Raw genomic sequence first — 19,660 nt, forward strand, 5'->3', positions numbered from 1 at the left:
GGCGATCAGGGACAATGGGCCGGTGACCCCCACTTCGAGCGTTGCCACGTCTGATCCTGAGCTGTCCGGTTCGAGCCGTTCGTCGGTTCTGATGCGCACCGGAGGCGTCGTCGCGGCGATGGCCGCCGTCGGCCTCGTCGCCGGCGCCTGTTCCTCCGACGACTCCGGCTCCGCCGGCACGACCGCTGCCGAGACCTCCACCTCGACGGCCACCGACGGCGCCACGGGCGAGCAGTACAAGGACGGCGACTACACCGCGGAAGGCGGATACATCTCGCCGGGCGGACCGCAGAAGGTCGGCGTCACTGTCACGCTGTCGAACGACGTCATCACCGCGGTGTCGGTCGACACGAGTCAGACCAAGGGCCCCTCGGTGGAGTATCAGGGCAAGTTCGCCGGCGGGATCTCGGATGTCGTCGTGGGCAAGAACATCAACGACATCGACGTCGACAAGGTCTCCGGTTCGTCGCTGACCTCGGGCGGTTTCAACGAGGCGATCGAGAAGATCAAACAGGAAGCCATCAACTGAGTCCGACCGGCGTGAGCTCTCCCGACGTGAATTCTCCTGCAGCCGTCCATGACTGGGTGTTCGACGCGATCGGCACCCGGTGGACGGTCACGACACCGACACCGCTGCCTGGCGCCGTCGTCGACGAGGTGCGCGTCGAGATCGACCGGATCGACGTGGCGTGGTCCAGATTTCGCGATGACTCGACGGTCGCCGAGATGTCGCGGACGGCCGGGAGCTACCCGATCGCGGAGTCGGATCAGCCGCTCGTCGACTGGTATCGCAGGTTGTATCGGCTGACCCGCGGTGCCGTCACGCCACTGGTCGGACAGACGCTTGCCGACGCCGGGTACGACCCGGACTACACGCTGCGGCCCGCCGCTCGGGTGTCCGCAGTGCCGGCGTGGGACGAGGTGATCGCCGGACACGACGCCGCGCTGGAACTGCGCCGACCGGCGCTGCTCGATGTCGGCGCGGCGGGCAAGGGTTTCGCTGCCGACCGGGTGGCGGAGATCGTCGCGCGGGCCACCGACGACTTCGTCGTCGACGCCGGGGGCGACATGGTCGTCTCACCCCGCACCCGCCCGCTGCGGGTCGCGTTGGAACACCCGATGGACCCGACCAAGGCGATCGGTGTGGTCGCGCTCGACGGCGGGGCTGTCTGCGCGTCGGCCAGCAACCGCCGGGTGTGGGCGGACTGGCACCACATCGTGGACCCGCGCACCGCCTCGCCTGCGTGGGAAGTGCTGGCCACGTGGGTGATCGCGCCGTCGGCGATGGAGGCCGACGGGCTGGCGACGGCGCTGTTCTTCACCCCGGCCGCATTCCTGCGCGGCGACTTCGGCCATCACGCGGAGGGCTTTCATCACGTGACCATCCGACGCAACGGCAGTGTCGAACACACCGCGGTCCCCGGATTGGAGCTGTTCCTGTGACGACCGATGTCTCGCCCGGGACGACCGCGGTCCTCCCGCGACTACTCGCGCCCTTCGACGCCGCGCGGCGACACCTGACCCCGTACCGGGCGGTGTTGTGCGGGCTGGTCCTGCTCGCGGTCGCGGCCTTCGTGGTGTCCGCGGTCGATGCCGACTTCGGTTACGGACCAGACGAACTCGCGATGTGGCTGTTCGTGGCGGTCGGGGTGAGCGGCGCGGCCACCTATCTGTTCGCCGCCGTTCTCCGGGTGCCGCCGAACTCCGACTCCTGGCTCATCACCGGACTGATCCTGTTCTTCGTGGTGCCGGGTGGTTCGGAGGACACCGCGATGGCGACCGTCGCAACGGCGGCGGTGATCGCGGCGGCGTCGAAATATGTTCTGGCATGGCGGCGTCGGCTGATCCTGAACCCGGCGGTCGCCGGCGTTGTCGGCTGTTACGCGTTGGCCTACGCCGGCGTGGAGGGACTGAGCTTCCCGTTCTGGTGGGTGGCGGCCGAACCGCTGCTGATCCCGATGATCGTCATCGGTACTGCCGTGGTCACCCTGATCCGCGAATGGCTCCTCGTGGCAGTGTTCGTCGTCGCGTCGCTGGTGACGATCGGTGTGGTCGAACTGGTTCGCGGCGGCCAGGATCTGTCGACGTGGATCGTGTCGTCCCCGATGCTGTTCATCGCGGCCATCATGCTGCCCGAACCGCTGACATCCCCGGCACGACAGCCGCATCGGCTGATCTACGCGACCCTGGTCGGGGTGCTGATGCACTGCCAGTACACGATCGAGGTGACCGACTCGTACACCTTGGCGTTCGTGCCGGAGATCGCGCTGCTCGTCGGCAGCCTCTACGCCTTCGCAGTCCGCCTGGCCACGCGCACCGCGCGCCGGGTGCGGCTCGACGTCGAGACGTCGACGCTGGCCGACCGCACCTATGCGTTGCGCGGCGAGCCAGCCGGCGGCGCACCGTCGTTCCGGGCGGGGCAGTGGTCGAGCGTGAGTGTGCCGCGGTGGTCGGCTCCGGTGTGGACCGGTTCGCGACGGGTCTTCTCGTTCGTGTCCGCGCCGCAGGAGGATCCGGTCGAGTTCGGTTTCACGGTCGCGGGGGAGCCGTCGTCGTTCAAGGCTGCCCTCATCGACGGCCGCGCCCGGCGAGCCTGGGTCGACGAGATCGGTGGCGACTTCGTCCTGCCGCGGGCGTTCCCCGGCAAAGGCGGGGTCGTGCTCCTCGCGTCGGGTATCGGGATCACGCCGTTCGTCTCGATGATGCGTTCGCTGCCCGGCGATCTGTCCGGTCTGACCGTGGTGCACGTACTCCGCGAACCGGGCCGGGCGGTCTACGGCGACGTGGTCGACGACGCCGGGTCGAAGGGGGCGCGCGTGACGACGGTCGTCGCACCCGAACTCGCCGACGGCGTCGACGATCACGACCGACTGGCCGAGCTCGTCGGTCCGGACGTCGGAGGTGCGCACTATTACGTCTCGGGCCCACCGGCATTCGTCGAACGCACGTCGTCGACGATTCGGCACCTCGACCCTGCAACGAGGTTGCGTCCGTGGCGCATCCACACCGACTCGTTCACCGGCTACTGATGGGCTTCGAGTATCCCTGCGAGATCCTCACCTTCGTGGTGTCGCCGAAGCACGCATACTTCGGGCGACCCAAGGACGGTCCCGCCGACGAGGTCGAGACGCTCACACCCGACTCGGTGGAGATCGTCGCCGACAAGGGGATTCGCGGCGACCGCTTCTTCGGTGTGAAGGCACACACCGAGGCCGCGGTGACCTTCCTGGCGATCGAGGCCTGGGCGGCGGCCGCCGGTGAGGCCGACCCAGTGCTCGCACGGCGCAACGTCGTGGTCCGCGGCGTCGAACTCGATCCGCTGCGCGGCCGGGAGTTCGACCTCGACACCGGCTCCGGGCCCATCCGCTTCCGTGGCGGACGTCCCGCGCACCCCTGTTCGTGGATGGACACCGTCGCCGGTGAGGGCGTCCGCAAAGCGCTCATCGGTCGAGGCGGATTGCGTGCCCAGCCGATGACGTCGGGGACTCTGCACGTCGGTCCCGCGACGATCATCACCGACGTCGAACTCGACGCCACCCGATCCGCCGTTCCGGTGAAGCGGGCCCAGCCGTTGTAAACAGTCACCCCACCAACGCCCGCAGGAAGAACCCGAGGTTGGCGGGCTTCTCGGCGAGGCGCCGAACGAGGTAGCCGTACCACTCGGTGCCGTACGGGATGTACACGCGCACACGCGCTCCGGATTCGACGAGCCGGCGTTGCTCGTCGGTGCGGATGCCGTAGAGCATCTGGTGTTCCCAGGTGCCGGGGGCGCGGTCGAATTCGGCCGCCAGGATCGAGGCCGCGTCGATCATCGTCGGGTCGTGGCTGGCGACCATCGGATAGCCGTTGCCCTTCATCAGTATTCGCAGGCAGCGGAGGTACGCCTCGTCGACCTGGCGACGGTCGGGATAGGCGACCGACGGTGGTTCGGCGTAGGCGCCCTTGCACAACCGGATTCGCGCGCCCGACCGGGCGAAGTCCGCGCAGTCGTCCTCGGTGCGTCGGAGATACGCCTGCAGCACGGTCCCGACGTCGGGGAAGTCCCGTCTCAGCGAGCGCACGATGGCCAGACGCTCGTCGATGGTTGTGTGATCTTCGGCGTCGATGGTGACCAGTGCCCCGGCAGAACGTGCTGCCGCGGCGATGGTTCGGGCGTTCTCCTCGGCGATCTTGGCGCCGTGTTCGGGCAGCCGCTGACCGAGTGCTGTCAGCTTCAGCGACACCTCCAGCGCACCCGGTGGCGTCGTAGCCGGGCCCGGCATCGCCTCCAGCAGAGACACATATGCGGCGACGGTGGCATCGGCTTGGGACTCGTCGACGGTGTCCTCACCGAGGAAGTCGATGGTCACCGCCAGCCCGTCGTCGAGCTCACATCGGATGGCGGCGAGGACGTCGTCGAGCGTTTCACCGGGCACGAACCGGCGCACGACCTTCTCGGTCATCGACCAACGCTGCGAGGCCTGGTGGATCCGTTCGCTGCGCGCCGCGGCGGTGATCGTCGGACGCAGCAGGGTGTCGAAGAGCGTGCTCAACTGGTGACCCCCGTGAAGTCGGTGCTCATGTGTGGATACCGGGACGTCGTCGCCGGGTTGAACGTCTCCTTGATGGTGCGGGTCGACGTCCAGCGCAACAGGTTCTGCTTCGACCCCGCCTTGTCGTTGGTGCCCGACGCCCGACCACCGCCGAACGGTTGCTGACCGACGACGGCGCCGGTCGGCTTGTCGTTGATGTAGAAGTTGCCGGCCGCGTGGCGGAGCCGGTCCGACGCGAGGGCGACCGCGGCGACGTCGGTCGCCATGACCGCGCCGGTGAGCGCATACTTCGCCGTGGTGTCGACCAGGTCGAGAACCGTCTCGTAGTCGGCGTCGTCGTAGACGTACACCGCCAGGATCGGGCCGAAGTACTCCGTGGAGAAGACCTCGTCCCGCGGGTCGTCGGACAGCAACACGGTGGGGCGCACGAAGTATCCGACCGTGTCGTCGACCTGTCCGCCGACGGCGACGGTCATCATCGGCGACGACTTGGCGCGCCGCAGCGCCGCGATGTTCTTGTCGAACGCGCGCTGGTCGATCAGAGCGCCGCCGAAGTTCGACAGGTCGCGGACGTCACCGTAGGTGAGTTCGGCTGTCTCGCTGAGGAAGTCGTTCCCCATCTTGTCCCACACCGACCGGGCGATGTAGGCACGGGAGGCGGCCGAGCATTTCTGGCCCTGGTACTCGAACGCACCGCGGATCAATGCCGTTCGGAGAGCATGAGGTTCGGCGGAGGAATGCGCGACGACGAAGTCCTTGCCGCCGGTCTCGCCGACGAGCCGCGGATAGTTGCGGTACTTGTCGATGTTGTTGCCGACCTCGCGCCAGAGGTACTGGAAGGTCTTGGTCGAGCCGGTGAAGTGGATTCCGGCCAGGTTCTCATCGGCGAGAACCACATCCGACACGGCGCGTCCATCGCCGTGGACGAGGTTGATGACCCCGGGAGGCAAGCCCGCCGCCTCGAGGAGTGCCATCGTGTACTGCGCCGAATACGCCTGTGTGGGAGAGGGCTTCCAGACCACGGTGTTGCCCATCAGCATCGGCGCCGTCGGCAGATTCGCGGCGATGGCGGTGAAGTTGAACGGGGTGACCGTGTAGACGAATCCGTCGAGCGGTCGATGATCGAGCCGATTCCACACACCGGGTGACGACACCGGCTGTTCGGCGAGGATCTCGCGCGCGAAGGCGACGTTGAACCGCCAGAAGTCGGCGAGCTCGCAGGGAGCGTCGATCTCGGCCTGCTGCACCGACTTCGACTGGCCGAGCATCGTCGCGGCGGCGATCCGTTCACGCCACGGCCCCGACAGCAGTTCGGCGGCACGCAGGATCACCGCGGCCCGGTCGTCGAAGCTGGTGTGCGCCCAGTCGTCCTTCGCGTCCATCGCGGCGTCGACGGCGGCACGGGCGTCGTCGTGGGTGGCGTTGGTGAGGAAGCCGAGCACCTCGTGGTGGGCATGCGGTTGCACGACGTCGATCTGTTCGCCGTGTCCGAGGTGCAGGCGGCCGCCGATGATGTGCGGCAGTTCGCGCCGGCCGGCGTTGGACTGACGGTTGAGCTCGTTGACGATCCGGGCGCGCTCGGGCGATCCGGGGGCGTAGGTGTGAACCGGCTCGTTGGCCGGGCGCGGGGGAGTGGTGATGGCGTCCATGACGTCAGTCCACCGGTGGACGGGGTTCGCGCGATATGGCCGATCGGCAAACCGCACAGCCGTAGCCTTGTCCGTATGGACAAATCGCCGGGTGTCGCGCTCGGGCGTCTCATCCTGGCCTTGGACCGGACGGTGGCGACCCTGGTCACCGCGCCGCGGGGACTCGACGTGCCGGTGCGCAGCCTCGCGATGATCGACATCGACGACGTCCACTTCGGCCTCGGTCGCGCGGCACGGTCGGCCGATGTGTTCCTGCTGGTGGGTCTACCCGACGAAGTCGCCACCGAACTGCTGGCGGGTCTCGGAATCCATCGCCCCGTCGCCGTCATGAGCAAGACGTGGTCGGCGACGCTGACCGACCTCGCCGACCGGCTGGGGATCGCGGTCGTCGCCATCGACCCGCACGCCCGGTGGGAGCGCATCTACAACCTGGTGTCGCGTGTCCTCGACACCCCGCGGCGTTCGCCGGACGACGGCGAGTCGATGGAGTCGGGCGCGACGGGCGATCTCTTCGAACTCGCGGCCGAGGTGGCCCGGCGCACCGGCGGACTGGTGAGCATCGAGGACGAGCGGTCGCACGTGCTGGCCTACAGCACGGCCGGCGACGAGGCCGACGAGTTGCGGCGCCTGTCGATCCTCGGTCGCGAGGGTCCGCCGGAGATGCTCGCCTGGCTCCGGCAGTGGGGTGTGATGGATGCGTTGCGCACATCGGCGCGGGTGATCGCGGTTGACGCCCGCACCGATCTCGGCCTGCGGGAACGCCGCGCGGTCGCGATCCGGGCCCCGGGCACGGCCGAGTTCCTGGGGGTCGTGTGGTTGCAGCGTGGAGCCGGATCGTTCGCCGGCGACACCGACGAGGTGCTCACCGGAGCGGCCGCGGTGGCCGCCCGGGTGATCGCCCGTCGTCGTTCCGCGGGCACCGAACACGACGAACTTGTCCGTCGGCTGCTCGGCGTGCGCGGCGACATCGTCGACGTCGACGCGCTCGCCGCCCAGCTCGGCGTCGACCCGTCCGTCGCGGTGGTCCTCGTCGGATTCGCAACGATCGGTTCAGCCGACGACGCCCCGGTCCGGTTGGCGGAGAACGCCACTCGCCTCTCCGCGCTCACGCTGCACGCCAGCGCGTTCAGTCCCCTGTCGGTGACCTCGACCATCGGCGACCGCGCCTACGTCGTGCTGCCCGGTGTGACGGACGACGCCGCGGTCGAGTGGGCGCGGGTGTCCGTTGATGCGACGCAGCGGCAGTTCGGACTCCGAATCCGAGCGGTGGTCGCCGGGCCGCACGAACTCGCCGCGGTACCCGAACTGCGCAGCCAGATCGACCGAGTGCTCGACGCGGCCGTTGTCGAAGGGGAACTGATCGACGACGTCACCACGGTCGCCGGGTCGCGCACCGGGGTCCTGCTCGGCGAGATCGTCGCGCTCCTCGCCGAGAACCCCGACCTCGTCGACCCGCGGGTCTCCGACCTCGCCGACCTCGACGACCGCACCGGCAGCGACTTCACCGTCTCCCTGCGCGCCTATCTCGACCATTTCGGCGACGTCCGTTCGGCTGCCGATGACCTGCACGTCCACCCGAACACGTTGCGCTACCGCATCCGCCGGATCGAGACCCTCACCGGGATGAACCTCGAGGATCCCGCGACCAGGCTCGTCGTGGCGTTGTCGTTGCGGGTGCGGTAGCTCGGGGACACCCGCGAGATGTCAGAGAATCGTGAGCATCTCGTTGTAGGTGGGTAGCGGCCAGAGGTCGTCGGCGACGATGCTCTCGAGCGTGTCCGCGACCTCGCGCACCGCGGCGGTCGCCGGTATCAGCGTCTCGAGCGCGTACTTCGACTCCTCGTAGGTGCTGTCCCCGTGCATACCGGCGATACCCTCGTCGAGAGTGGCGATGGCGGCCTGCAGCTTGCTGATCAACTCGGTGAGCTCGGCGAGAAGCGGTGTGGGAGCCTCGATCCCGGCCATCTTCAACGACGCCGCGGTGCCGGCCAGTTCACCTTGGTAGCGAATCGCGGCCGGCATGATCATGGTCTTGGCGATCTCGGCGGTCTCCTTGGCCTCGACGAGCAGGGTCAGCGCGTAGTACTCGAAGATGACGTCCTCGCGGGCCTCGAGTTCACGAGCCGACAGCACCCCGTACTTCTCGAAGATCTCGACGACCTCGGGTGCGGTGTACTCGGTGACGGCGTCGACGGTGGTGCGGAGGTTCTTCAGACCGCGCGCGGCGGCCTCTTCCTGCCACTCGTCGGAGTAGCCGTTGCCGTTGAAGATCACGGCACCGTGGGCGTTGACGATCTCCTGCAGCACCTTCTGCACGGCGTCGTTGAGGTCGGCGCCGTCGGCGAGCAGCTTTTCCAGCTCGGCGGAGATGTGGTCGAGGGAGTCGGCCAGGATGGTGTTGATCGCGACCATCGGATCGGAGATCGACTGGTTGGAACCCGGTGCGCGGTACTCGAATCGATTGCCGGTGAACGCGAACGGGCTGGTGCGGTTGCGGTCGCCCGGGTCGGCCTTCAGCGGCGGTAGGGTGTCGACGCCGAGCTCGAGGACGCCGGCCGCCTTGGAACCGGTCGCGCCGCCCTTGGCGATCTGCTCGAAGACGTCCATCAGCTGCTCGCCGAGGAAGATCGAGATGATCGCCGGCGGAGCCTCGTTCGCGCCCAGGCGATGATCGTTCGACGCCGACGCGACGGCGGCACGCAGCAGGCCGCCGTAGAGGTGGACGGAGCGGATGATCGCACCGCAGAAGGTGAGGAACTGCATGTTCTCGTGCGGGGTGTCGCCGGGGTTGAGCAGGTTCCCCTGGTTGGCGTTGCCGAGCGAGAAGTTGACGTGTTTGCCCGAGCCGTTGACGCCGGCGAACGGCTTCTCGTGCAGCAGGCACTTCATGCCGTACTTCTCCGCGACGGCTTTCATCGTGGTCATCATCAGCTGCTGGTGATCGTGGGCCAGAACCGAACGCTCGAAGACCGGCGCGATCTCGAACTGCCCGGGCGCGACCTCGTTGTGGCGGGTCTTGGCCGGGATGCCCTGCTTGAACAGCTCGCGGTCGAGTTCGATCATGAACGACAGCACGCGCTCGGGGATGGCGCCGAAGTAGTGGTCGTCGAACTCCTGACCCTTCGACGGCGGGGCGCCGAACAGGGTGCGGTTGGAGGTCGTCAGGTCGGGGCGTGCGTAGAAGAAGTGCTCGTCGATCAGGAAGTACTCCTGCTCGGCGCCGGCATAGGAGACGACGGTGTCGACGTTCTCGTGGCCGAAGAGCTTCAGCAGACGCACCGCCTGCTTGCTCATGGCCTGCTGGCTGCGCAGGAGCGGGGTCTTCTTGTCCAGTGCCTCCCCGGTCCACGAGATGAAGATCGTGGGGATGCACAGGGTGTTGCCGTTCGGGTTCTCCAGGATGTAGGCGGGGCTCGTCACGTCCCAGCCGGTGTAGCCGCGGGCCTCGAAGGTGCCGCGCAGACCGCCGTTGGGGAAGCTCGACGCGTCGGGCTCACCCTGCAGCAGGGTCTTGCCGGCGAACTCGGCGAGCGAGGCGCCGCTCGAATCGGGCTCGAGGAACGAGTCGTGCTTCTCCGCGGTGAAACCGGTGAGCGGGTAGAAGACGTGCGCGTAGTGCGTGGCGCCCTTCTCGATGGCCCAGTCCTTCATCGCGACCGCGACGTAGTCGGCGAGGGTCGGGTCCAGCGCGCAACCGGTGTCGATGGTTGCCGCGACCGCCTTGAAGACATGCTTCGGCAGGCGCTTCTTCATGACCGACAAGCTGAACACGTTGCGTCCGAAGGTGTCTGCCAACGGCTCGGTGAATCCGGGCGCCGACACCTCATAGGTCGTCACGGCCTCGATGGCCTGACGGCGGGACATGCTGCCACTCATGGTTACTCCTGGTGTTTCTCGTCGACCACCGGCAGGTCGGCACGACGAAGTCGCTAGGTTGTCGCTGGTTGCGAGCGACTCGACGCTATGAGCTGGGTGTATGCCCCCCGTTGCCCCCGTGTGACGCTGAGGAAAACTACTGTCCCAGCGGGTGTCTCGGGACAATTCGTCCGTTCGGACGATTCAGCGGGTCACTTCAGCGCGGCGTCGTCGCCCATCACGGCACCCTCACGACGAGGGTCGGCGCCGCCGATCCACCCGGAGTCGTGGCGCATGATCGCGCTGAGCCCGCTGGACTGTTCGTCGACGGACACCTCTTGGCCGCGCTCGCGGAGGCCCCGCACGAGGGGATCGTGGGCGCCGTCGTCGGCGGTGTCGACGAGTGGATGTTCGCCGCCGACGTTCGACGTCGGGGTGTTGGCGGAGCCGAAGTCGATCATCGACACCGCCTGTTGCGGGTTCAGATCCCAGTCGAGCATCCCGACGAGCGTCTTGACGACGAACTGGATGATGACCGATCCGCCCGGGGATCCCAGCGCGGCGACCACCTGTGCGGGTTCGCCGTCGGTCCCGGGCTGCATCACCAGGGTCGGGGCCATCGACGACCGCGGGCGCTTGCCGGGGGACACCCGGTTGGCGAGGAGGGCGCCGTCGTCGTCGCGCGGTTCGGCCGAGAAGTCGGTGAGCTGGTTGTTGAGCAGGAAGCCGTCGACCATGTGATAGCTGCCGAATGCCGATTCGATGGTCGTCGTCATGGACGCGACGTTGCCGTAGCGGTCGGCGACGGTGATGTGGCTCGTGCCGTGTTCGGTGCCCGGATGCGAACCGAGCGGGACGGGCCCGAGGTCCCCGGCGGGTGCCTCACCCAGTGAGGAATCGGGTTTGATCATCCCGGCGCGGGCCTTCAGGTATGCGGGATCGAGGATGGTCTCGACGCCGCGTCCCGGCAGCGGCACGAAATCGGGGTCGGCGACGTACTTGTCGCGATCGGCGTAGGCGAGTCGCTCGGCCTCGGTGATCAGGTGCACCGCAGCGGGATCCGGCCGACCTCCGTCGCGGCTCACCCCGGCGTCGTCCAGCTCGGTGGGCTCCATCGACGGCAGGTCGAAGTTCTCCAGGATGCCCAGCGTGGAGGCGACCGCGATGCCGCCCGACGACGGACCGGGCATCGCCACGATCTGGCGGCCGCGGTACTCCGTCACGATGGGCTCGCGGACGATCGCCCGGTAGTCGCGCAGGTCGTCGACGGTCATGAGGCTGGGCGTCATGCCGCCGGCGGTGCTGCCCGCCTCGGCGACGATCGCCTGGGCGAGCGGGCCGTCGTACATCGCGGCGGCGCCGTCGGTGGCCAGTGCGCCAAGGGTTTTCGCATAGGCGGGATTGACGAGGTCGGTGCCCGCGGGCTTCGCCGTGCCCTCGCCGGTCAGGAAGTAGGTGCGGGCCTCCTCGTCGGCCTTCAGCTCCTCGGCGGACGCGGCGATCGCCCCGGACAACCGCGGGCTGATCTCGAAACCGCTGTCTGCCAGCGTGATGGCCGGTTCGAAGAGGTCGCGCCAGGCCTGCTTACCGTACTCGCCGTGGACCATGTCGAGCATCCGCAGAACCCCGGGGACGCCGATCGAACGACCCGATGCACGGGCACTCGGTACGGGCGGTGCCGGATCGGTGGGGGAGATCTGCGTCAGGTAGGTCTCGGTGGCGGCCGCGGGTGCCGTCTCGCGGCCGTCGAAGGCGCGCACCGTGTTCGACGCCGCGTCGTAGTAGAGGGCGAACGCGCCACCGCCGATGCCCGACGACTGCGGTTCGACGAGCCCGAGCACCATCTGTGCGGCCACCAGGGCGTCGGCCGCGGTGCCACCGTCGCGCAACACCTCGCAGGCCGCGCGGGTGGCCAGCGGATTGGCCGTCGCCGCAGCGTAGGTACCGGTCAGGACCGGCTTCATCCCGCGGCGGTAACCCGACGCGATCTCGGGTCGGGTCGCGATGTCGGTGGGGGCGGACGAGACCTCCTGGGCGTCGATGAGCTCACCGTTCGGGATCTCCGCGCAGGTGACCGGCGCGGCGGAGGGGTCGTCGGCATCGGTCCCGCACGAGGCGACGACCAGCGTGGCGGTGACCGCGACCATCAGCCGGAGGCCGCGAGATCCGAGATGAGGACTTCCCCGACGGCGTCTCATGGACCTCAGCGTACGGTCACCGCGCAGGCCGGACCGACCGAACGGCGATGCCCACCCCGATGACCGCGAGACAAGCGAAACCGAACGTCAGCAGTCGTGCCGATCCGACTGCATCGGCGCCGAAGCTGACGAGCAGACCGGCGGCTGCCGACCCGACGGTGTTGGCGACCATCTGCACGGAGTTGATACCGGCCGACGCCCGAGCGGCCTCGGCCTGATCGGTGGTGATGCCCATGGCGGCGGTCGCGATGTGCGGGAAGGCCATGCCGATGCCCATGCCGGCGAAGACGAGGCAGGCGTACCAACCGGCGATCGCGATCGGTGCGGTCGAGGACTGGAGGAGGCCGTAACCGGCCATGCCTGCGGCGAGGAACGCCGGCCCCGCGATGCGGGCCGCCGACGCCGAACGGCCGTGGGCCCATGTGCTGCTGGCGATCTGCGCGACCGTCCACCCGGTCGACAGCGCGGCCGGCAGAAGGCCCGCGGCGAATGGGGACAGGCCGCCGACCTGCTGGCCGAACAGAGGGAGGAAGGCCTCGGCGGTCGACCCGGCAGCCAACACCGCGATCGAGAGATAGATCCACTTGAGCGGATTGCCCACCGAATAGGTGAGGCGGGGGAGCAGGCCGGTGTCGCCATGTCGGTCCACGGCGACGAACCCGGCGAGGGCGAGCAGCGCGACGGCGCCGAGAACCACGACCGCCGTCGTCGAACCGGAGACCGCGGCCACCGAGACCGCCCCGGCCGCGACGGTCACCGCGGCGAGCGACGCCCACGGCAACGGGTGCCGTTCGTCGGAGCCGCGACCTCGCGGGAGCACCCGCCCGGCCACCGCGGCGATGGCAAGCGTGACCACAGTGAGGAACCAGAACGAACCGCGCCACAGTCCGACCTCGGCGAACATGCCACCGATCGCGGGCCCCACGATGTTCCCGACACCCCACATCGCCGAGATCAGAGCCACGGCCCGGCCCCAGATGCGCTGCGGCAGTGCGATCTGCACGACCGCGAACGCCAGGCCCGTGAGCAGTCCGCCACCGAGTCCCTGGATCAGCCTGCCGGCCAACAGGATCGGCATGGTCGGGGTGAGCGCGCAGACCAGCGAACCCGCGGCGAACGCGGAGAAGCCGATCAGGTAGGCGCCCCGTGCGCCGAACTGCGCCAGCGCGCGTGTGACCAACATCGATGCCACGACGGAGGCGATCAGGAAGACCGTGACGACCCAGGCGTAGAACTGTTCGCCGCCGATGTCGGCGACGGTGCTGGGCAACGAGGCCGAGGTGAGGAAGGTGTTGATGGCGAAGACGAGGATGCCGCCGGCGAAGACCGACACCGCGGCGCGGTGTTCACGGGCGAGGAGTTCGGACCATCCGCCCGTTGACGTCGACACCGTCTGAAGGAATATCCGACCCGGCGACGGCGGTCAAATCGGTCGGCCGTGTCCCGCACCCGGAGGCGGTGCCGACCGCATAGTGTCGATCGGGAACAGCACGGCCACACCGGCCGGGCACGCGAGAACGGGGTAGAGCGTGGGAGTGGTACGTCATCAGGCCGTGGTCGATGCACCTCGGGACAAGGTCTTCCAGTACGTCGACGGGTACCAGAACGTTCCCGAGTACCTGATGGGGGTGACCCGCTTCGAGCCGAGGACCGAACAGACCCAGGGCCTGGGCTCCGTCTTCGAGCTGTCGATCGACGTCGGTCCGAAGAAGCTCAAGTCGGTCGTGGAATGCACCCGGTACGTCGTCGACGAACTGATCGAGCTCAAGGCGATCGAGGGTTTCCAGGCCGACACCACCTGGCGGTTCCTCGACGCCGACACGGGCACCGAGCTGCAGGTGGAGTTCAGCTACACCCTGCCCGGCGGTATCGCGGGTCGAGTGCTCGGTGGCATCGTCGGGCCGTTCGCCGCCCAGGCCATCAAGCACACGGAGTCCACCATCGCGAAGAACGTGGCTGCCCGGGGCTGAGCACGCCTCAGGTTCCGGTGACCCCGTCGGCCGCGTCGTCGTCGTGCGCGACGACGCGGTTCGGCAGGTTCTTCGAGAAGAGCAGCGCCAGCACGAGCAGGACGAACACGATGAACAGGGCCTGCTGGATTGCGGCGACCTGCGCGTCGGCATAGGCGTCGGACACGGCCTGGGCGCCGGATTCCGAGCCGCCGGAGTCCAGGACCAGGGTGCGTGCCTGATCCGCCGAGATGATGGGTACCCCGGCGTCGTCGACGGTCGAGACGATCTGCTGTTGCTCTGTGGCGGACAGTGATTCGGTGTCGCCGACGGCGGAGAGGAAACCCGACGACAGCAGGAGGATGAACACCGAACCCGCCACCGCCGTCCCGAACGACGAGCCGAGGTTCTGGAAGGTGCCCTGCAGCCCGCCGACCTCGGAGGTGTCCTTCTCCTCTACCGCGGACATGTTGACGTTGCCGAGCTGGGAGGCGAGAAGGCCGAAACCCGCTCCGACGACGAACATCCCGATGGCGAAGGCCACACTCCGCAGGTCGACCCCGACCGCGGCGATCACGAAGAGGACGCCGAGGGCCATGATGATCTGTCCGCCGCGGGCGATGAAGCGGGCGGAGCGTCGTGCGGTGAGCCACGATCCGAGAACCGAGAACAAGACGAGGCCAACCGAGAGCGGCAGGATTTTGACCCCGGTCTGCAGCGCATCGCGCCCCAGCATCGTCTGCAGGTAGACCGGCACCACGAAGAACAGGGCGGCGATCGCGAAGTACTGGGCGAGGAATCCGCCGAGGCCGCTGCGCAGCGCGGGGATCCTCAGCAGTTCGACGCGGAGCAGTGGTTGCCGGCCGGTACGGGCAAGCGTGCGTTGACGATCGACGAACAACCAGAGCACGACGACACCGATCAGCATCAGGTAGGCGACCGGGGAGACGCCCAGCGGGGCGATCTCGGTGCCGCCGATCTCCGGCGGGTGCTGCGGTTTCAGCCATCCCCAGGTCTTCGACTGCAGCACTCCGTAGACGATGAGGGCCAGGCCGCCGGCGGATGCGAGGACGCTGAGCGGGTCGATCCGTACGTCGCGGTCGCGCTCGACGTCGTGGATGAGGCCCGCCGCGAACAGGACGACGACCATGACCACCGTCTCGGCGACGAAGACGTAACGCCACGAGGCGTAGGTGGTCATCAGGCCGCCGAGCAACGGGCCGACGGCGGCGGCGAGTCCGGTCACCGCGCCGAGGACCGAGAACGCGGTGACCCGTGCCTTTCCGGTGTAGTTGATGGCGGCCAGGGAGGCGATCGCGGGGATCACGAGCACTGCGCCGAGTCCCTCGACCAGGGACCAGCCCAGCATCAGGACGGTCAGGTTGGGGCTCAAAGCGGTCGTGAGGGAACCGATCCCGTAGATGACGGCACCGATCTTGAAGGCCCGCGCGCGACCCATGAGGTCGCCGAGTTTGCCGCCGGTCAACATGAACGCCGCCATCGTCAGGGCGTAGAAGGTGATCGCGGCCTGCATACCGGTGATCGAGGTGTCGAGATCGGCTGCCACGACCGAGATCGACACGTTCATGACGGTGCTGTCGAGCACCATCACGAATTGGGAGACCGCGAGGATGACGATGACCGACCACGAACGCATCGCGGAACTCCCCTCAGCTGGAAAGTGATCCGACGATTGTCCCAGCCGGGAGCCGTCAGCGTGGCGGATCGAGCATCGGGACGAGGAATCGTCTCGCGATGTCGGCCAGCTGGGCGTCGTCGGTGATGTCGACGACGCGACTCGGCACGGTGAGGAACGATGCCGATATGCGTACCATCATCTCGGCCACGATCTCGACATCGAGGTCCCCGGAGATGTTGCCCGCCAACTGTTCTCGTCGTAACTGAGCGGCCACGAACTGTTGCACCACGGACAGCAGGAGGCCGTCGTCGCCGATCATCGATTCGATGAGCATGCTCGATTCGGAGTCGGCCATTCCGCTGATCAGAGGGTTGCTCGCGACGGCCCGCAATGATCCGACAAATCCGACGACCACGCGCTCGGCGACCGTCTGCGCGGCCGGGATGTCGGTGCGGAACTGGTCGAAGTAGCGCCGGAACTCGCGCAGCACCACCTCGTCCACCAAGGCGTCCTTGGTGGCGAACTTCCGGTAGAGGGTCACCCGCGTCACGCCCGCGTTCTTGGCGACCTTCTCCATCGGGGTCCGCTGGATGCCGAGTCGGCAGAAAAGGTCGAAGGCGGCGTCGAGGAGGCGTTCGGCGGTCGGATCGGATTCGGTGTCGGTGGGGTTCACCGACCCGAGGAACGCGCGGTGGATGACCGAACTCGACGACGAGCCGGCCGGCATCATGCCCGGATTCGGGATGTCTGCTGCGGGCAACGGCATCGGCGATTCCCTTCCTGTGGCGATCGATCTGCCCGGATCAATGATCGCAAATCCGAGAATGTCGGTGTGTCCTGAGTCACTCGATGCTATCAAGGATACAAGGTTACGAAAATTGTCACATTGATACATCGGACTAGATGGGACGGGGTCATGGAAGATCTGAACAGACGCAGGCTACTCAAGGCCGGAGGAGTGGTCGGGGCAGCCGGCGCGGTGGCCGCGGTGGCTCCGGCGACACCGTGGACGTGGTCGCCCGCGAACTCGCTGCCTGGCCGCGGCGCGGGCACCGACCCGCGCACACTCTGGGACGACGAGGCCGACCCGGTGATCGCCAAGGTCATCGACAGTGGTCAGGCGCCGAAGGTCAACAAGCTGCTGCGGACCTGGCACAAGAACGCGCAGCCGCTGCCGGCCGGGCTGCCGCCGGAGCTGCGCGACTTCATGGAGCACGCACGGCAGCTCCCGTCGTGGACCGACCAGTCCAAGCTGGCCGACGCGGTGAAGTTCAACCAGAAGCGCGGCACGTATCTCGGCGTCATCTACGGGTTCGCGAGCGGCATGATGAGCACCCTCATCCCCAAGGAGGCGCGTGCGGTCTACTACTCCAAGGGCGGATGGGACCTGAAGGACCGCATCTCCAAGACCGCCAAACTCGGCTACGACATCGGCTCGCTCAACGCCTACCAACCCGGTGGTGAGATGGTCGTGACCTGCCTGAAGACACGGATGGCGCATGCCGGCGTCCGACACCTCCTCCCGCAGTCGCCGCACTGGGTGCACTCCGCGTCGGAGGACGTGCCGATCAGCCAGGCCGACGTCATGGTGACCTGGCACAGCCTGCCGACCACCGTGATGCGCAACTTCCGCAAGTGGCAGGTGCCGATCGCCGCCGACGAATCGGCGGGCTTCCTGCACTCGTGGCAGATCACCGCACACATGCTGGGCGTCAAGGACGAGTACATCCCGGCGTCGTGGAACGCCGCCGAATCCCAGGCGAAGCAGGTGCTCGACCCGATTCAGCACCCCACGCCGGAGGGCCGCAAGCTCGCGGACATGCTGCTCGACCTGGGCATGAATCTGGACCTGACCCTGCTCTCGCGCGGAGTGCTCGGCGCGTTGACCCGGTTCATGCTCGGTGACAAGGCCGCCGACGGGCTGAACATCCCGCGCGAACCCGTGTGGACGCCGCTGCTTGAGACCGCCTGGACGCCCTACGTACTGGTCCGTGAAGGCCTGCTGAACGCCGGGATGCCGCGCGAGGCGTACTGGATGATCGACGAATTCCTCCGCCAGTTCGTCCTCTTCTACATGTCGGAACTGCGGATGCCGATCAACATCGAGATCCCGGTGTTCAACAACCCCAGATACCGGTGACCTCCGGCGGTCGATCCCTCGCGGCCGTCGACGAGGCTACGAGGGTTCGGCGCCGACCGCTCGGTCTTGCTTCTTCTCGCGCTTCGGCAGCAGGGGGATGCGGGGCCGGGCGGTCAGCCACTTGCTGAACGGGAGGCGCAGCAGGAGGTCGACGACGATCAGCGAGCTGCTCAGAACGACCGCGATGAGGATCAGCGACCGCAGGATCGCGGAATGCGGGAACCACTCGAACAGTCCGCTGAGGAAGCCGACGCGTCCGAGGACGTCGAGGATGAGCGGGTGCACGGCGAAGACGCCGAACGCGCGCAGTGTCGCCTGCGAGACGAACTTCGCCGCGGCCGGCCGGCCCGCGGCGCGGCGATCGTCCCAGACGAGGCCGATCAGCCACAGCAGTACGAACCCACCCACGAGCCACGGCAGCGACACCGGGTTCCAGGCGGTGTTGGCCTTCCACGGCACGTTTCCCGGCGAGGTCGCGAGCAGGTAACCGGCGACGGTGAACGCGGCGCATCCGGCGGCGACGAGCACCACGGTCGCCATGTGTTCGCGCAGCCACTTGTCCACGGCCTGCTGGTGCTGCGCCGCGAGCACACCCATGGCGACGAACAGCGCGTACATCGGCAACGTCTTCCACAGATGGTTGTAGGTGACGTCCCAGGCGGCACCCGACGGCCGCGGCAGGTACTGGTAGATGACGAACATCGTGATCTGCATCAGGGCGCCACCGGACAGCAGCAGCCACGGCCGGCTGCGGCCGCGTTCGAAGATCCACGCGATGAGCGGGAAGAACAGGTAGATCTGCATCGAGATCAGCAGGAAGTACAGCTGGTACTTGCCCTCGCCGACCAGCAGGTCGTGTGCGAGTCCGGAGAACCATTCACCGGCCGGCGGGAACGGGTTGTCCCGGATGACGATGTGATCGGTGATCGCATAGATGACCGTCCAGGCCAGGTAGGGCCCGATCACCAGACCGAAGCGGCGGCGCCAGAACTGCGCCGGGGACATCTCGCGGCCCTGCATGCTCAGCACGAGGACGTAGAGCGTCACTGCGACGAAGCCGTAGCGGGTGAGATGACACAGGGTGCCGACCAGGTTGGCGCCGCGGACCTCGTCGGGCCCGCCGTTGATCGCGTTCACGCTGTGGGCGACCACCACGAAGGTGAACAGGAACACCCGGATGAAGTCGGCGGTGTGAGCGCGGGAGCGCGGTTCGGGAACAGCGCGGGAACGCGGTTCGGGAACCGGGGCTGCCGTCGGCCGCGTCGTGCTGGTCTCGGTATCGGCGGTGCGCGCCGAGCTCGCTGCGTGCACCAACGGAAAGACCTCCCCCGGGTTGACCAAACTGTTACCTGAACGAAGTGTACGGGCCGAATCTGGCAGGGACCTCAACGCCGGGGTGTCCGCAGTGGCGACAATCACAGCCGGAATTGCCCGGTTCACTGTTGTCGGCGAGGTTACCGGACGGCGGAGAATGTGGCAGATCGGCGAAATCCGGCCGCGTGGAGAGGCCGGCGACGGTGCAGGAACTTCGCGCTCCCCACGATCTGAGGAGGGGGCACAGACGGCTGGGGTTGCTGCCGTAGACTTGCCGCGTCGCCCGCGTGGGCGCCCAGCCTTCGTAGCTCAGGGGATAGAGCAACCCTCTCCTAAAGGGTAGGTCGTAGGTTCGAATCCTACCGAGGGCACCAAGCAACAGCG

The 19,660-nt window shown here is 67.8% G+C and carries 15 protein-coding genes and 1 tRNA gene; 8 read left to right on the forward strand and 8 right to left on the reverse strand.

The window, feature by feature from the left end; all coding sequences use genetic code 11:
- Window positions 1-22: 22 nt before the first annotated feature.
- The 4 genes from RVF83_RS11960 to RVF83_RS11975 are packed head-to-tail and all read left to right on the forward strand — an operon-like array spanning window position 23 to window position 3,577.
- The gene (locus RVF83_RS11960) at window positions 23-529 is read left to right on the forward strand and encodes an FMN-binding protein (protein ID WP_005200910.1); all 507 of its coding nucleotides are present in this window, start codon (window positions 23-25) and stop codon (window positions 527-529) included.
- A 26-nt stretch (window positions 530-555) separates the two neighbouring features.
- Window positions 556-1,443, forward strand: a complete 888-nt coding sequence (locus RVF83_RS11965) for an FAD:protein FMN transferase (RefSeq protein ID WP_168432685.1) — start codon at window positions 556-558, stop codon at window positions 1,441-1,443.
- Window positions 1,440-3,029, forward strand: coding sequence for an FAD-dependent oxidoreductase (locus tag RVF83_RS11970; protein ID WP_005200906.1), 1,590 nt, complete (start codon window positions 1,440-1,442; stop codon window positions 3,027-3,029). Before RVF83_RS11965 ends, RVF83_RS11970 begins: the two co-directional genes overlap by 4 nt.
- Window positions 3,029-3,577 carry a hypothetical protein gene (locus RVF83_RS11975; RefSeq protein ID WP_005200904.1) on the forward strand — a complete coding sequence of 183 codons (549 nt, stop codon included), beginning with the start codon at window positions 3,029-3,031 and terminating at the stop codon, window positions 3,575-3,577. Before RVF83_RS11970 ends, RVF83_RS11975 begins: the two co-directional genes overlap by 1 nt.
- A gap of 4 nt (window positions 3,578-3,581) precedes the next feature.
- Here the strand turns inward: RVF83_RS11975 and RVF83_RS11980 are convergent, their stop codons facing one another.
- Together RVF83_RS11980 and pruA are read right to left on the reverse strand one after the other, a co-directional pair.
- On the reverse strand, window positions 3,582-4,532 hold the full coding sequence (locus tag RVF83_RS11980; protein WP_005200901.1) for a proline dehydrogenase family protein: 951 nt from the start codon (window positions 4,530-4,532) through the stop codon (window positions 3,582-3,584).
- Entirely contained in the window at window positions 4,529-6,181 is a 1,653-nt protein-coding gene (pruA, locus tag RVF83_RS11985; protein WP_005200899.1) for an L-glutamate gamma-semialdehyde dehydrogenase, read from the reverse strand. The genes RVF83_RS11980 and pruA overlap by 4 nt, the downstream gene beginning before the upstream one ends.
- Window positions 6,182-6,256: 75 nt before the next feature.
- Between pruA and RVF83_RS11990 the strand changes: the two genes are divergently transcribed.
- On the forward strand, window positions 6,257-7,864 hold the full coding sequence (locus RVF83_RS11990; protein ID WP_005200897.1) for a PucR family transcriptional regulator: 1,608 nt from the start codon (window positions 6,257-6,259) through the stop codon (window positions 7,862-7,864).
- A 21-nt stretch (window positions 7,865-7,885) separates the two neighbouring features.
- Here the strand turns inward: RVF83_RS11990 and RVF83_RS11995 are convergent, their stop codons facing one another.
- The 3 genes from RVF83_RS11995 to RVF83_RS12005 form a co-directional block, all read right to left on the reverse strand.
- A complete protein-coding gene (locus tag RVF83_RS11995; protein ID WP_005200894.1) occupies window positions 7,886-10,057 on the reverse strand; it encodes a glutamine synthetase III in 2,172 nt (723 codons plus the stop codon).
- 191 nt (window positions 10,058-10,248) lie between these two features.
- Window positions 10,249-12,234 (reverse strand): gamma-glutamyltransferase, encoded by a 1,986-nt coding sequence (gene ggt / locus RVF83_RS12000; RefSeq protein ID WP_039881187.1) that lies wholly within the window; start codon window positions 12,232-12,234, stop codon window positions 10,249-10,251.
- Between the two features lie 16 nt (window positions 12,235-12,250).
- Complete coding sequence (locus RVF83_RS12005; protein ID WP_005200892.1) at window positions 12,251-13,624, reverse strand: MFS transporter; 1,374 nt, start codon at window positions 13,622-13,624, stop codon at window positions 12,251-12,253.
- 139 nt (window positions 13,625-13,763) lie between these two features.
- On the opposite strand from RVF83_RS12005, the gene RVF83_RS12010 reads away from it, so the two are divergent.
- Window positions 13,764-14,204, forward strand: coding sequence for an SRPBCC family protein (locus RVF83_RS12010; RefSeq protein ID WP_005200891.1), 441 nt, complete (start codon window positions 13,764-13,766; stop codon window positions 14,202-14,204).
- A gap of 7 nt (window positions 14,205-14,211) precedes the next feature.
- Here the strand turns inward: RVF83_RS12010 and RVF83_RS12015 are convergent, their stop codons facing one another.
- Window positions 14,212-15,840 carry an MFS transporter gene (locus RVF83_RS12015; RefSeq protein WP_005200889.1) on the reverse strand — a complete coding sequence of 543 codons (1,629 nt, stop codon included), beginning with the start codon at window positions 15,838-15,840 and terminating at the stop codon, window positions 14,212-14,214.
- A 55-nt stretch (window positions 15,841-15,895) separates the two neighbouring features.
- Window positions 15,896-16,588: a TetR/AcrR family transcriptional regulator gene (locus RVF83_RS12020; RefSeq protein WP_005200887.1), complete on the reverse strand. Its 693-nt coding sequence runs from the start codon at window positions 16,586-16,588 to the stop codon at window positions 15,896-15,898.
- 150 nt (window positions 16,589-16,738) lie between these two features.
- Here RVF83_RS12020 and RVF83_RS12025 point away from each other — a divergent pair, with 150 nt between their 5' ends.
- Window positions 16,739-17,962, forward strand: a complete 1,224-nt coding sequence (locus RVF83_RS12025) for an oxygenase MpaB family protein (protein ID WP_005200885.1) — start codon at window positions 16,739-16,741, stop codon at window positions 17,960-17,962.
- A 36-nt stretch (window positions 17,963-17,998) separates the two neighbouring features.
- On the opposite strand, the gene RVF83_RS12030 is transcribed toward RVF83_RS12025, so the two are convergent.
- Window positions 17,999-19,273, reverse strand: a complete 1,275-nt coding sequence (locus RVF83_RS12030; RefSeq protein WP_005200883.1) for an acyltransferase — start codon at window positions 19,271-19,273, stop codon at window positions 17,999-18,001.
- 301 nt (window positions 19,274-19,574) lie between these two features.
- On the opposite strand from RVF83_RS12030, the gene RVF83_RS12035 reads away from it, so the two are divergent.
- Window positions 19,575-19,650: transfer RNA gene (locus RVF83_RS12035), tRNA-Arg, on the forward strand.
- Window positions 19,651-19,660 lie beyond the last annotated feature (10 nt).

Origin of the sequence: Gordonia rubripertincta (genome assembly GCF_038024875.1) — a bacterium.
Lineage (GTDB): Bacteria > Actinomycetota > Actinomycetes > Mycobacteriales > Mycobacteriaceae > Gordonia > Gordonia rubripertincta.

Coding starts and splice junctions, on each gene's coding strand:
- RVF83_RS11975 (WP_005200904.1), top strand. CDS start 3,029: ATGGGCTTCGAGTATCCCTGCGAGATCCTCACCTTCGTGGTGTCGCCG.
- pruA (WP_005200899.1), bottom strand. CDS start 6,181: ATGGACGCCATCACCACTCCCCCGCGCCCGGCCAACGAGCCGGTTCAC.
- RVF83_RS11990 (WP_005200897.1), top strand. CDS start 6,257: ATGGACAAATCGCCGGGTGTCGCGCTCGGGCGTCTCATCCTGGCCTTG.
- RVF83_RS11995 (WP_005200894.1), bottom strand. CDS start 10,057: ATGAGTGGCAGCATGTCCCGCCGTCAGGCCATCGAGGCCGTGACGACC.
- ggt (WP_039881187.1), bottom strand. CDS start 12,234: ATGAGACGCCGTCGGGGAAGTCCTCATCTCGGATCTCGCGGCCTCCGG.
- RVF83_RS12015 (WP_005200889.1), bottom strand. CDS start 15,840: ATGCGTTCGTGGTCGGTCATCGTCATCCTCGCGGTCTCCCAATTCGTG.
- RVF83_RS12020 (WP_005200887.1), bottom strand. CDS start 16,588: ATGCCGTTGCCCGCAGCAGACATCCCGAATCCGGGCATGATGCCGGCC.
- RVF83_RS12025 (WP_005200885.1), top strand. CDS start 16,739: ATGGAAGATCTGAACAGACGCAGGCTACTCAAGGCCGGAGGAGTGGTC.